Origin of the sequence: Alicyclobacillus sp. TC (assembly GCF_016804365.1) — a bacterium.
Classification (GTDB): Bacteria; Bacillota; Bacilli; order Alicyclobacillales; family Alicyclobacillaceae; genus Alicyclobacillus_I; species Alicyclobacillus_I tolerans.
In genome coordinates, this window is the sequence record NZ_CP044434.1 from 2097923 (window position 1) to 2112474 (window position 14552).

12 protein-coding genes and 1 pseudogene are annotated in these 14552 nt (G+C 43.8%); 3 read left to right on the forward strand and 10 right to left on the reverse strand.

All coding sequences use genetic code 11. The features are described 5' to 3' along the window. Window positions 1–23: 23 nt before the first annotated feature. The 3 genes from FY534_RS10400 to FY534_RS10410 are packed head-to-tail and all read left to right on the forward strand — an operon-like array spanning window position 24 to window position 1135. Window positions 24–353, forward strand: coding sequence for a YtrH family sporulation protein (locus FY534_RS10400; RefSeq protein WP_072872874.1), 330 nt, complete (start codon window positions 24–26; stop codon window positions 351–353). Between the two features lie 19 nt (window positions 354–372). Then, window positions 373–801: a hypothetical protein gene (locus FY534_RS10405; RefSeq protein ID WP_238413508.1), complete on the forward strand. Its 429-nt coding sequence runs from the start codon at window positions 373–375 to the stop codon at window positions 799–801. Window positions 802–817: 16 nt separating this feature from the next. Further along, complete coding sequence (locus FY534_RS10410; protein ID WP_238413509.1) at window positions 818–1135, forward strand: DUF1811 family protein; 318 nt, start codon at window positions 818–820, stop codon at window positions 1133–1135. A 78-nt stretch (window positions 1136–1213) separates the two neighbouring features. On the opposite strand, the gene FY534_RS10415 is transcribed toward FY534_RS10410, so the two are convergent. The 10 genes and pseudogenes from FY534_RS10415 to FY534_RS10460 form a co-directional block, all read right to left on the reverse strand. Further along, a complete protein-coding gene (locus FY534_RS10415) occupies window positions 1214–2302 on the reverse strand; it encodes a M24 family metallopeptidase (RefSeq protein WP_203114505.1) in 1089 nt (362 codons plus the stop codon). A gap of 47 nt (window positions 2303–2349) precedes the next feature. Beyond that, window positions 2350–2964: a flavin reductase family protein gene (locus tag FY534_RS10420; protein WP_203114506.1), complete on the reverse strand. Its 615-nt coding sequence runs from the start codon at window positions 2962–2964 to the stop codon at window positions 2350–2352. Between the two features lie 21 nt (window positions 2965–2985). Next, window positions 2986–3789, reverse strand: a complete 804-nt coding sequence (locus FY534_RS10425; RefSeq protein ID WP_203115599.1) for an enoyl-CoA hydratase/isomerase family protein — start codon at window positions 3787–3789, stop codon at window positions 2986–2988. 167 nt (window positions 3790–3956) lie between these two features. Continuing rightward, window positions 3957–5561: an APC family permease gene (locus FY534_RS10430; RefSeq protein WP_072872869.1), complete on the reverse strand. Its 1605-nt coding sequence runs from the start codon at window positions 5559–5561 to the stop codon at window positions 3957–3959. 261 nt (window positions 5562–5822) lie between these two features. Continuing rightward, window positions 5823–6736, reverse strand: a pseudogene (locus FY534_RS10435) (proline dehydrogenase family protein). 27 nt (window positions 6737–6763) lie between these two features. Continuing rightward, entirely contained in the window at window positions 6764–7714 is a 951-nt protein-coding gene (locus FY534_RS10440) for a 4-hydroxy-3-methylbut-2-enyl diphosphate reductase (RefSeq protein ID WP_072872867.1), read from the reverse strand. Window positions 7715–7779: 65 nt separating this feature from the next. Continuing rightward, window positions 7780–9300: a nicotinate phosphoribosyltransferase gene (locus FY534_RS10445; RefSeq protein WP_255567366.1), complete on the reverse strand. Its 1521-nt coding sequence runs from the start codon at window positions 9298–9300 to the stop codon at window positions 7780–7782. 46 nt (window positions 9301–9346) lie between these two features. Next, window positions 9347–10234 carry an inositol monophosphatase family protein gene (locus FY534_RS10450; RefSeq protein ID WP_238413510.1) on the reverse strand — a complete coding sequence of 296 codons (888 nt, stop codon included), beginning with the start codon at window positions 10232–10234 and terminating at the stop codon, window positions 9347–9349. 270 nt (window positions 10235–10504) lie between these two features. Next, window positions 10505–13687, reverse strand: a complete 3183-nt coding sequence (locus FY534_RS10455; RefSeq protein ID WP_203114508.1) for a bifunctional cytochrome P450/NADPH--P450 reductase — start codon at window positions 13685–13687, stop codon at window positions 10505–10507. 170 nt (window positions 13688–13857) lie between these two features. After that, window positions 13858–14463: a TetR/AcrR family transcriptional regulator gene (locus FY534_RS10460; protein ID WP_203114509.1), complete on the reverse strand. Its 606-nt coding sequence runs from the start codon at window positions 14461–14463 to the stop codon at window positions 13858–13860. Between the last annotated feature and the right edge of the window lie 89 nt (window positions 14464–14552).

Below are 14552 nucleotides of genomic sequence, written 5' to 3' on the forward strand. Positions count from 1 at the left end.
AAGAAACGGGAGTTGACCTTAGAATGAGCATTATCACCACTTGGGTCATAGACTTTTTTGTAGCCATGGGACTTGTGGTAGGAGGTAGCCTATGCGGAGGTTTAGCCACGATTCTCACCCACTCACGTCCCCCTTTGACAACCATGCTCGATCTCGCTGAACAACTAAAAATCTGGGCACTAGTTACGACACTTGGCGGAACCATGGATACGCTTCGCGTTTTGGAAGTCAGTTTGTTTGGGATGAATCTAGGACCTCTCATGCGACAAGCCACCTATCTATTCGCAGCATTGCTTGGTTGCCAAGCAGGGTATCTTTTGATACGTTTCCTGGCTGGAAGTGATATTCTTTGAAAGTAAGAGAACGCCTCGCTTGGTTTTGTCTCGGCTTACTCATGGGGCTCTAACACTCTTTGTTATGCAAAGTCGTGAAATCAATGACTTGTATCTGAAGGCTGCAAAGTCTAACATCATTATCAGTGAACTCAAAGAAGAAAATGCGCGGATGTATGTTCAACTGCATAATCCTTCGCAAACTCTGATACAGAGCATTCGTGTGGAATGTTCAGTTCCAGGCAACAATGAAGCCGTAGCCATGATTGGATCGCGCTACGCCAAAGAACAACTCACTTTTTTAATTGGCCGGGAATTGGACATCCTCATGCGTAGTCCCACCATTCCCGAGCGTATTCTTAATGGGCAAACTTTTATGGCCCTGGGTCGAAAATACCAAATTCGAGTGACAATGGTGGTACTTGGCGAAGTCATTTATGTGCAGTTGCGGGCTAGTCCTGCGGCATAATAGTGGAGTGAACATAGTGGCGTTATTTAGTGAAATGTCGAAAGAAGAATTGCAAAAAGAAATGAAATTGCTGCAAGAAAAAGGACAACGTGCGTTTGATGAACAAAATTGGAGTGCCTATGAAGTTTACATGACCCAATGGTATCTGGCTAAATCGTATGAGATGCTTCCAGAAAATCAAGTGGAGGTAGGGAAAACATATAAAATTGCCGAAGAAATCAATGAATGGTTTACCGTGACAGGCCTGGAGGGAGTCATGGCCTGGGGGTTTCGCGAATCGACAGGAGAAACGGAAGCTCTACCTATTGCCCGACTTGAAGAAATAGAAGAGTAAAAGAACTCGCTCACGGTTGCTTAGATGATCCGTGAGCGAGTTATTTGCTTCAAAAAATACCTGACCGCCCGCCCCGACTTAAAAATTGATCAGCATAGCTTCTAACGATTTAGAGGCCTGATTCAATACTTCTACAGCATCTTCTCTTACAGCAACCAAATCTTCGATACGAACGCCAAATTTTCCAGGTAAATAGATTCCTGGTTCTATGCTCATAACCATTCCTGGAACAATGATTTGTTCATTTCCTTGCATGACAAAAGGCGCTTCATGGATATCAATACCCACTCCATGACCCGTACGATGTGTGAAATACGCACCATATCCAGCACTTTCAATGACCTGCCGCACAGCATCATCCACTGAACCCAGACTTTTCCCAGGCTGGACCGCCTCAATACCAGCCTGCTGAGCCGCTAAAACCACTTGATAAACCTCACGCATCTCCATACTTGGTTCACCAAGTATAAAAGTGCGCGTAATATCACTGCAATAATGCTGATAAATGCCCCCGGTATCAACAATCAGTGTAGAATGTTCCAATTTGGCGGTTCCGGGCTCATGATGAGGAGCTGAACCATGATGGGCAGTAGCCACAATAGGTGGAAAAGACATACCCATGGAGCCCACTTTTGTCCATAACTCCGCTAATTTCTGTGCAATTTCTGCTTCACTTGCTTCAGGATGAAAAAAGAATCGAATTTCCTCCACCACTTTATCTGCCATGCGGCTTGCTGTTCGAAGTAAATCCAGTTCATCTAAAGATTTCACCATTCGCAACGGCTCAACAAGCGGATCGACTGAAAAAAGACGCAATGAAGAGTTCTCTTTTAAAATTTGCAACAAGTGTGCCGAACGCCAGTGCCCGTCTATAGCTAAAGTATCGCCTGGCACCTGATGAAGAAGACGTGAATAAGGAGACTCTCCATCACGATAGGTTTCATATTCATGATGATCCGCAACTTCGCCTGCAAACATTTCGTGCAACAGTAAAAATGAATGTCCATCTGACGTAACAAGCAGGGCAACCACTCGTTCACCTGCTTCCACATAAAAGCCAGCAAAATAGTATAAATTGGCTGGAGAAGCTAATATAGCCGCCGAATAACCGTATTGATGTAACTGATGGGAAAGTTTTTGACGTCTGGTTTCGTAGAGAGTTGTCATTCATGCACCCCCAAATATACCAAATTTTTCATACCCAAATACTCCGCCTATTTCAAACTGGGACGCGGCAGATGAAAAATATCGGTCGTTCTCGCATAAGCATCCCCCGCCAACCTTGCTACAGGCTGTAACGCTTCTAGCAAAATATGTCGACCATCATAGACGCTGTCATCTACATGTAAAAAAATCACTTCTCCAATGACCAATGAACCAGCGCCTTCTTCATCGCCAAAATGTAAAATATCTACTTTGCGACATTCCATATGCACCAAACTTTCTGCTACACCCGGTGGTTTTACCCGTTGGCTGGGTCTTGGTGTTAACCCCGCGACTTCAAATTCATCTACTTCAAAATCATACTCAGGAGATGCCAAATTCATTTTTTCCACCAAAGACTCAGAAACAATGTTAATAACAAATTCGCCCGTTTCCTCTATGTTCAACAAAGTATCCTTTTTATCTAAATTCCCCATTTTTCGCATAGGAGCAAAGGAAACAATGAATGGTTTAGGACAGACGCCATTAAAAAATGAAAACGCGGCTAAATTTCGTTGACCATCTTGACTGACTGTAGAGACAAACGCAATGGGTCTTGGCACGATAGTACCAATCAAAAGTCGATAATTTTCTATGGCTGATAATTGACTAGGGTTAAAATCCATACCTTCCAATCCCTTCTCTTTTTATCTACCTTGAAAATTCGGCTTTCTCTTTTCTAAAAACGCTCGAACGCCTTCCACCACATCTTCCGTAGCAAAACATCGTTGAATGAGTTGGTACTCTTCCCGCAACTGAGTCTGCAAATCCGCATCGACCGCATGGTGCAACAGTCGCTTGCTCAATGTCATAGCGATGGGCGCATGCTCAGCTAGATTAGTAGCGTAAGCCATCACTCTGGACATAAACTCACCATCAGCAAACACCTCATTCACCAAGCCCACTTGTTCCGCTTCCATAGAAGATATGTCTCTTCCTGACAATATCCATTCACTGGCTCTTGTCCAACCAATCAAACGTGGCAAGAAATAGCTCATCCCTGCATCCGGCGACAGTCCTCTCCGTATGTATCCCGTAGTCAATTTGGCTGAAGTAGCCATAAATCGCAAATCACAAGCAAGTGCCATCGCCATTCCCGCCCCCGCAGCTATACCATTGATGGCTGCAATCACTGGCTTGTCACATTCTCGAATCGCCAACGCTAAATGTCCAACCCACCCCAACGGATCGAGAGACTGATGACGTGTTATCCCATGCCGCATGGACTCAACGGTACTTAAATCGAGTCCGCTACAAAATCCTTTGCCCGATCCGGTCAAAACGATGACACGCACTGCGTCATTGGCAGAAGCTGCCCGTAAAGCATTGATTAGATTAGAAGAAAGATCTCCATTCACTGCGTTATACGTCTCTGGACGGTTTAACGTCAAAAGACGTACACCATCCTTATCATCTTCCAGTAATACTGACTGACTGTTCAACTCTTCCATAGCCACTCCGCTCCCTCTTCATGTATCTGTTTTCACATTCCTCAGAATAAACCGAAACAAGGCAGAAAAAAAGAGCAAGGCGTATTGCATACTCGCAATATGCCTTGCCCAACATTCCCCATATCCTAAGTGCATCTAACATTTTGAAACGAATAGAATCCAATCTATTATACTTCTACAGCCAATTCACCAATTTCTTCTGCTTCTTTGTCCGTCGAGAAATCTGGAACACGCAGACGGCTAGCTACACCCCAGTAATAGAAGACAAGCGAACCGACACCAACCACAATTGAATCCCACCATGGACCTGGAATAATAGGCTTTTTCAGGGGTCCAAAAGAACCTATATACGACATGACACCAAGGAACAAATAGTAAACGATAACCCAAATGCCGGATTTCCAGTCCCTCTTTAAGCGAGTTATTGAATCTGGACCTTTATCCATGAATGCGAGATACAGCACCAAAGAGCCAATGGTCATGCTGATCAGTAATTTGTCTACAGTCCATCCTGTCCAATAGACAATCCAGCTACCTGCAATAAATGCTAGCGGTGCAATGATACTCATTCCGCCCAGTCTAAATGGACGTTTGAGTTCAGGTGCAGCACGCCGCATAGCTGCTGCCGAAACCGGACCAAATACATAAGTCAATACAGTTGCCGAAGTTACTGCGCCAACAAGTCCCTGCCAAGAGTGAAAGTTGCCCGGAAGAATCCAAACAATGGAGAGGATAAAACTTAACCAGAGAGCTGGTCTGGGCAATCCTGTCTTTTTGTTCAATTTACCAAAGATAGAATAAAAATATCCGTTACGCGACCATGCAAAGAGAACACGAGCTGTCGAAGACAAATAGATGTTGCCTGTACCTGCTGGCGAGATAACGGCGTCAATAAAGAGCAGCGAAGCCAGCCAGCCAAACCCAAGAGTCATGGCTAAATTAGCAAACGGTGAATTAAAGTTAACTGCCGCCCACCCTTTCGTCAAATCGGCAGCAGGCATTGCGCCTACAAAAGAAACTTGTAACAAAATATAAATAATAGCGCCAAGAGATATGGCCAAGATGATAGCAAGAGGAACATTGCGTTGCGGATTCTTTGCTTCGCCAGCAAAGTCTATCGCTTGACGGAATCCAAGAAATGCAAAGACAATACCTGCAGTGGAGACTGCAGAGAATATGCCTTTTACTCCTCCAGGACTTGCTCCGCCAGCCGCAAAACTCGCCGGATGCATATTGAATAACAAAATGATGAGTGTGAGTAACGGAAGAATGAATTTCAAAGCTGTCACAATAGAATTAATCTTACCAAAAACTTGCACACTCCAATAATTCAGCAAGAAGAAGAGAACAAGGAAAGCAATCTCAAGAATGAGTCCTGCTAGAGTATAGTTGTTGCTGCCTTTTACTGATAATCCAGGGAGATAATACGTGGCGTACTGACGCACAGCCTGTGCCTCGATGCCAGCCACACTGGAATACGCTAACAATGAAGCGAATCCCATAATATAGCCAACCAGTGAACCGTGCGTATATTCTGGGTAACGGATAATACCTCCGGTACGTGGCAACGCAGCACCCAACTCAGCGTATACCAAACCAATAAACATAACGGCGATGGCACCAAACACCCAAGCAATCCAAGCTTCTGAACCAGCCAATTGAGCACCAGACTGAGAAGCAAAAAGCCATCCAGAACCTATTATGGCACCAAGACCCAAAAAGGTTAAATCAGCCAAAGTAAGCGCTTTTTTTAACTTCCCTTGACTCGCCATTGAGACACCCCTTTCTCACATACCCTTTTGACAAGCGTTCATATTTTGCTAACATTCATAGCTTTTGAACCTATATTAATCTGCTATCACCCGCCTTCGTAGTGGTTGTTCGCCAAGCGCTTGCTTGTTCCGCTTAGTGAAACAACCGAATAAGACTTGGTGATAATTCTATGCGAATTTATCAGATAAATCAAATGTTTGAGTGCATTCAATTATCAAGAAAGTTTTGGGAATCCCAATTTTTTAACTACACAGAACGAATTAACGAAACATACCTTTTAAGACAAAACCGACGTTGGCCGGCCGTTCCGCCAGACGCCGCATGAAATAACCATACCAGTCATCACCGTATGGAACATAAATGCGCAATGGATGGCCTCCATCGGATAATTGCTGCTGTAAATTGACACGAATACCGTATAGCATTTGAAATTCATACTTATCTTTAGAAATTTGGTGTCGTTCAATAAATGATTTACAGTGTTCAATTATAGCTTCATCATGGGTTGCAATCGCAGTCAGTCCTGGTGAAAGTAGATGGGCTTCCACCATTTTTATATAATTAGCATCTACATCCGCTTTCTCAGGGTAAGCCACAGACTCTGGCTCCTTATATGCCCCTTGACAATGCGTAAAGATGCACCTTTGCTGGCCAAACGGAGCAAATCATCCATACTGCGGTAGAGATACGCCTGCAATACAGTCATGACATTAGGATACTCAGACAATAACTCTTCAAAAATATCCAGCGTTACTTGACAACGCGCGCTGTCCTCCATATCTATGTTAACAACAATACCATACAGCAACGCCTTATCCAGTATTTTCCTCATATTCTCCATACAAAGTTCACGCGATATATCTAACCCAAGTTGCGTCATTTTTAAGGAAAGCGTGGATTTTACCTGATGTTGGTGAATCGCTTCCAGCGCTTGCAGACAATCGTCAGCTGCTTTCCGCGCCTCTTTTTCGTCTGCTACAAATTCACCTAGATGATCGAGTGTTGCAGTCATATGGCGCATGTTTAATTCCCGCACAACACGAATCGCATCAGTAATTTGTTCTCCAGCCACAAACCGTTGAGCACCCAATTTATGTCCATAGCGCTGTGCCCATCGATTAGCAGATTGATTTTTAGCTAATGCCTGGAAAAATGCACGCAATAATTCTTCCATTCAAAATAATCCTCCTAGAAAATAAACTTAGGCGTCTTTATCCTTACGCACCATTGGAAGAATTTTATCCAATCCAACCTTGTGCTCTGGTTGTTGCGTTTCAGGTACATGAACATCAAACCGTTCAAGAAAATCAATCACTTCTTTAGTAATTGCCGTAGGAGTGGAGGCACCTGCAGTAACCGCCACCTTCCTGGCTCCCTGTAACCATGAAAGTTGAATTTCACTGACATCAGCAATTCGATAGGCAGGCACATGGGCTATTTCTATAGCAACTTGAGCTAAACGATTGGAATTATTACTGCGCGGATCACCCACCACCAGGCAAAGATCTGCTCCTTTAGCCTGCTCTGCCACTGCCTGCTGTCTCGTTTGTGTGGCCAGACAAATCTCATTATGCACTTCTGCTTGTGGGTATCGTTGCAGTAACGCCTCAGTCAAGGCTTTTGTGTCCCACTGACTCATGGTTGTCTGGTTCGTAATCACTAATTTGTTTGCGGTTACTTGCAATCGTTCAATGTCTTGCTCGCTTTCAATAAGATGTACTTTACCTGGAGCAACTCCCATTGCACCTTCTGGTTCAGGATGACCTTTACGTCCAATATAGAGAATTTCATAGCCCTGCGTAGTTTTTTCACGAATCAGATCATGTGTGCGGGTGACATCCGGACACGTGGCGTCTAAAACTGTCAACCCACGCTCTCGAGCACGTTCCTTGACTTCTGGAGAAACGCCATGCGCTGTAAAAATCACTGTTCCTTCGGAAATTTGTTCCAGAAGCTGCATACGATTCGCACCATCTAATGTTTGAATCCCCAGTTTAGAGAATGCTTCCACGACGTGTGCGTTGTGCACAATCATTCCCAAAATGTAAATTGGCCTTGGCAAGGAAGGATTGTCTGCTGCCTGTCTGGCGAGTACCATGGCATCCACAACGCCATAGCAATAGCCGCGAGGACTGATTTTAATCACTTCCATTTTCTTCACCTCCAATGATAAGCTGATGAGCGAATTGAAAGCCTTATCAACCCATGATAGATTCATTAACCCCGCAATTCGTGCAGTAGACGCTGCTTTAAATCCCAAAGTGGCTGGGAAAGATCAACATGATATTCGTGCGGATTAAGATGTCGCAAAGTTTCTGAAGAAAAACGACACAGTCCATCCTCTACCCGTTTGCGAATTTCTGGCAATCGCGGCAGTGTATATACTAATTCTCCTTGGATAACAATAGGTTGCAATAATTCTTCTATCTCATAATGCACTATAGTTTTGCGTTTGTAAGTATGAATTGGGTGGAAAAGCGTCAACGGCTGTTCAGGATTCAGCTCTTCATCGTCCAGAGCAATTAAATCAGCAACCGCCATCCCGTCTTTTAGTAACCGTAATACTTTTTTCTTTCCGGGATTGGTAACTTTACTTGGATTTTCAGACACTTTAATGCACGGTTCCAATTTTCCATTCATCTCGTGCGCCACTAATTTATAGACGCCGCCCAGCGCTGGACAGTTATTCGAAGTAATTAAACTCGTACCAACACCGTAAGATGTAATCTGAGCACCTTGCAAAGCGAGTTCACGAATCGTCCATTCATCGAGATCGCTCGATGCTACAATACCGCAATCTGTCAATCCAGCAGCGTCGAGCATTTGCCGCGCTCGTTTGGAAAGGTAGGCCAAATCACCACTATCAATGCGAATAGCCTTCAGTGAACGGCCTTCTTTGCGCAATTCGTGACCCACTATAATAGCGTTTGGAACTCCACTATTGAGCACATCGTAGGTATCCACCAAAAGAACCGTAGCATCTGGAAATGTACGAGCATAGGCGCGAAACGCTTCCAATTCACTTGGAAAACTCTGAATCCAACTATGTCCTTGCGTTCCAGCTACTGGAATGTCAAAAGATTGTCCCGCCAAAACATTACTTGTAGAAGTGCATCCGCCAATGTAAGCTGCGCGCGATCCAAAAACTGCCGCATCAAGGTTTTGGGCACGTCTAAGACCCATTTCAATCACAGGTGCGTTTGGCGCAACCGGATTGACTTTAGCGGCATCAACAATACGCTGAGCTTTGGTTGCTATCAAACTTTGATGATTGACAAATGTAAGTACAGCTGACTCAATGAGTTGGACTTCAAAAATCGGTCCCTCAAAACGAAGCAGAGGTTCATTAGGAAAAACGATGGTTCCTTCCGGAACAGCATAAAGATCTCCTGTAAAGTGAAAATGGCGCAAAGCTTCTATAAAATCATCACCAAACAAATGCAATGAACGTAAATATTCCAGATCTTCTTCGGAAAATCGCACATGCTGTAAATACCAAACTACCTGTTCAAGTCCAGCTGCTATGACAAATCCATTGTTGCAGGGATTACTGCGATAAAACATATCAAAAACAACTCGTTGCTGATGTCGCCCAGCACAAAAATGGCCATACATCATGGTAAGCTGATAGAGATCGGTCAAAAGCGTTGTATGGCGGTTTCGATAAACAGGCAATCGAGAAATTTCCAAAATTCGCTCCGTCGCTTTTCTTGCAGCGAGTGACGAAGGTTCTTTCACCTTACACCTCTCCTCATTCATTCCATGTCATGTGAGATAGATTTTGTCAATCGAATGGTTTTTGGATAATATTGTATATTCGTTCAGCCAAGGCACTTTTCCCCGCAACAAGAATATCGCGAGTATGTAAAGAGTGCGGGTTTGCTTCCAAGCTTATCAAGGTACCCCCAGCTTCTTCTACCATTAACGTTCCGGCTGCCAAATCCCACACATTTAAATCAAACTCCCAAAACGCATCTATACGACCCACCGCGACATAAGCTAAATGCAGCGCAGCCGCACCCAAAGCCCGAAAACTTTTAGCCTCCACAGCTACTTCTGCTACCCGTTTTGTCCGCTCAAGGCGTGGCGCAATACGTACAGGCATTCCTGTCGCTACTACAGCGCGGCGCAATTCTGTAGTTGCTGATACTGTCACACGCCGTCCAGGAAACTCTTTCTGTGGCTGCTCAAGCCATGCTTCAACTGCAGTGTCTTCTGCTAAATAAACTCCTTGCCCACGAGCTGCCAAAAACATCTCATGACGATATGGATCGTAAATGCAAGCTGTTTGTACTTTACCATGAGAAGCGTAGGCAATGGAAACGACAGAAAGCGGCATACCGGAAACAAAATTGGTGGTTCCGTCAAGCGGATCGACCAGCCAAAGATGCGGTTCGTCTGCTAACTCGGAGAAAGCTTTTGCTGCTGCCTCGCGGCCAGGCTCTACTCCCTCCTCACCCAGGACTTGATGGTTTGGATGATGTTTTTCTATCCAAGCACGAATGGCTGCTTCTGCTGCTTTATCTACTTCTGTCACCACATCGGACAATGAAGTTTTTTCTCTAATTTCAAGCGCGGTGCCCAGTCGAACAGAGAACATCCGTCCAGCTTGCAGTGCAGCCCCAGCTGCTGTTGAAAGTAATGTATCCAAAGAAATCGAGGAATTTTGCACCCTGCATGTTCCTTTCTCATGATGATCCACACATTCGAAGGTCCTGTCCTTTTCATTCTCGCTACTGTATCCTAGCACATTGTGCCGCAGATTCGATAAAAGTTTGTTTACGAAAATCTTTTCCTTGCCATCTTCTAAATATGAAAGAAAAAAGCGGGACTCGACGAGAACATCATCTCTCAAGCTACCCGCGAAGCAGAAATACATATGATTTTTACAAGTTCTGCAGATTTCACCAGCTAACCCAACTGTGCATAAGCTACATCCAACTTAATTGGCCCATACATCTTTGACGTACTGACCTCTGTCAATGAGCTGCTGCAGCCATTTTTCAGCGTCTTTTTCCTGAACACCATACACCTTTTGATAGCTATGAATCATCTCTTGGTCTACTTCAGGTGCCATTTTCCTTCCATCTCCACAAACATATAGCCGTCCACCCTTGTCCAGAATGGATATCACTTCTTGAGCGTTCTGAGCCAGTAAATGTTGAACATATGTTTTAGGCATTCCTTCCTTACGGGAAAATGCCATGTGAAGCTTGACAAGGCCGTTCCTTTCAAACTCTTTCCATTCCTCACGATAAATAAAATCCGCTTCATTTCTGCATCCAAAGTAAAGATGGGCCAAACCTAACGATTTACCTTGTTTTTGCAGAACAGATCGAGCTTGCAAAAATCCCCGGTAAGGAGCGATGCCAGTCCCCGCTCCCACCATAAGAATAGGAGTCTCAGGGTTTTCAGGAAGTTGAAAGCCTGATTCTGGCGTACGAATAAAGGCAACCACATGTTCTCCCGGCTGACGTTCAGCTAGATAATGAGAAGCAACTCCATAATATTCGCCTTGACCATTCCATGCTGGGCCTGCAACCACACCCACGGAAATGGAAAGTCGATGAGGATCTATCCGCGGAGAACTGGATATTGAATAATATCGTGGTTTGAGTGCCGGTAAAAGTTCTAAAAATCGTTCAAAAGGAATTTCACAAGCCTCATATTTTTCAAGCAAATCGAGCATAGTGACTCGTTTTTTGAGAATCTGTTCTTCATAAATACCCTTCTCCAACAGATTCTCCAACTCTCGTTTATGCGGTGGACATAGCGTATAAGAGGCAATTTCACGGATTTGAGCGCGTGTCGCCGCTTCTTGAAGTTCAACACTGTTCTGAAGAAGATCGACCAAAGCAACTGGCTGATTTAACGGCAAATGAGAGGCACCGGAGCCACTCGCCCTTAAAATTAATTGATCGCTCTCCGTCAAGTGAAAACGTTTTATGACTCGTTTTACGTTTTCTCTACGATTGCAAGCAAAAATGCCTAGATGATCGCCTTCTTGATAAGAAACATCTGCAGGCAGTTCGATCTCGATATGTCTCGTACTTCTTCCGCTACCGACATGTTGGAGTTCGCGATTGTCACGTACCACTCCATGAAACGCTTGATAAGATTCAGCCAGTGGCGTATTTGCAAATCCACTGACAAACTGGATGTTTAAAGTGCCTTGATCCTTCTCCTCCTGTTCCCGAATCTGTAAGTTAAATGTTTTCACTGCATCCGCCAACATTTGAGCTTTCCAGTTATCCAAATCCTTTTCAAAATCACCGCTAGCATCAGCTTCACCGCGAGCCGAGAATCGGTTAGCCCCTTTTTCGGCAAGCTTTTCGTCAATCCAACGCGGAACCGCTTGATACGTACTTGACCAGTTATGGTCGCCGCAACCGAGTACCGAATAGTTGACTCCCTTGAGTTGTCCTTCATCTACTTGTTCCAGCCATTGAACAAACTCCCTGGCATTGCTGGGAGGTTTGCCGTTATAAGAAGACGTAATAATCAGCAATGCGCCTTCTGTAGGCAATTTTCCTATATATTGGTTTACAGGAGCAACTTCACTGCGAATCCCCTGGAATTGGGCCAGATCTGCAAGCTCTTTGGCAATCCGACTAGCTGTTCCCATGTCAGATCCATATAACACGAGTAGTGGTCGTTGATTGACACCTAAAATCTTAGGCACAGACGAACGAGGCTCTTCCTGTTTCTTGGTTTCCACACCTAAATTCAATTGGGATTCTGCGATATGATGAGAGTTGGTAGCCTCTCGCAGCTGTACGCGAATGGTTAAATCGTCTGGCTTGAGGGTCAATGTTTGCTTGATTTTGAGTTGATAATTCATATGATCTATCAGTTGAAATTTTTGCAAAATCATGCCAAGCACTAAGCTTGCTTCATGAAGCGCAAATTGCATGCCAATACATGCTCGTTGACCATTACCAAACGGTTTATAGGCATGATTAGGCACTTGGTTTAAATCCGCAAATCGTTCTGGACGAAATTCTTCCGCATCTTCCCCCCATGCTTTTTTATCGCGATGAAGTTTGGGGATATGAACGAAAACGACCTCACCTTTTTGTATCTTGTATTTGCCACCAACCACAGTATCCTCTTTTGCATAAAGCGCAAACCCTGGAGCTGTTGGATAAAGGCGCAATGCCTCATTTAAAATCATGCGAATATATTTCAGTTGCAGTACCTCTTGATAAGTTGGAACTTCGCTTTTAAATACCGCATCCACTTCTTCATACGCCTTTTGAAGAACTTCAGGATGCTTTAACAAAAAATAAATAGCAAAAGACAAAAGTCCACTGGTAGTTTCATGTCCAGCAATCAAAAATGTAATCATCTGATAGCGAATATTCGCATCATCGAGGGATTCCCCAGTTTCCGGATCAGTGGCATTCAACATTCTTGCCAGCAGATCGTTCTCCCCTTTATCTCCAGCATTTTTCCGATCCGATATCAATCTATCTACTAAAGAAAACATGGTTTGGATATCGCGATCAAACTGGCGTTTGGTAAGAACCATGAACTGATCTTGAATAGGTAACCGATTGCCTTTATGCATGGCCTCGTCTAATGCCCGAACCATGCTCAATATAAAGGGAATGGGTGTTTCTCGATAAAAGCTGTTAAATCGATAATTGAAACCACACAAGCCAATCGTATCAAGCGTTAATCTGGTCATATCTTCCGGTACACGAATACTTTCATCCGTATTCAACCGTGACCATTTCTGTACCAACTGCAACGCGATGTCCACCATTTTGGAGTGATAAGCTTTCATGGCCGGTTGACTAAATGCTGGCAAAAGTATGCGATGTGCTTTTTGCCAATTGATCTCCTCAGTCCAAGCCGTAAACAGGCCATCACCTGCGAAAGATCGCACATGGAGTAAATGGCCAATATTTTTATCAAACCGAGTCTCATCGCAAACTTCTTTTACAATTTCTGGGTCACTCGTAACAATGAATGATCGGCCTGGAAGTTCAAGCCTTATATTAGGACCCCACTCGCCCACCAAATGATCAAAAGAAGAACTGGGAGAGTCTTTATCAATCAGAGGCAAATTTCCAAGCAGCCCAAATTTCTTAGGTTGAGGAAAGGTTGAAAGTTTTTCCATGATGGAACCTCTTTTCACTGTTAAATCGGCATAGAATGACGTTCCCAATCTAAACATGAGCAATTACTCATATTTTTATTATATGAATATAAGCTCATATTTGCAAGAAGCTGCTGACCACTCAGTGAATCAAAATTAAAATTTAGATGAATCCATCGAGACTATCCAAATCAATTCTTTAAAAGAGGCATGAGATAATTTTTAAGAACATTTTTTAACTCCCGTACTCCATCCATCCGAATTTCCGATTTATCATGTGTAACCGGCAGTAAGGCTACCATGACCCGCAAACAAATATCCGCATGCAAATGACTCTCTTCCCTCGACATATGGGGTGCCCATAACGTCAATAGTCTAACCAATCTCGACATAACTTCGTTAAACAATAAATCTGTCGCCATTCCCTTGTAAGGTTGAAAAATAACACCAAGCGCTAAATGATGAACTTCGTATAAAACAATTTTTTCAATGAGATTGTCTAACTGCTCAGAAAAATTGAAGGAATGGAGTGTCCTTTCCAAAGATTCATCGAGAATATGATTTAAATCCATACGGTATTGATCAGCTAATGCCAACAATATGCTTTCTTTGTTTGGAAAAAATTGATAAACTGAGCCTATAGAGGTTTGAGCCCGTTTGGCCACAGCATTGGTTGTTAAGGTATCTAAACCCTCTTCAACAATCAGATCAGCAGCAGCATTGAGAATTTTTTGAACCCGTCGTTGTCCACGTGCTGTTTTCGGCTGCACATAATGGATATCGGCGTCATTTTCCATATCAATTATCCCTCACCGTATCGAAATCTCACCTGCAAGACGATTGCCGATCAATGCCAATTGGGCATGATGTAAATAATGATAATAGA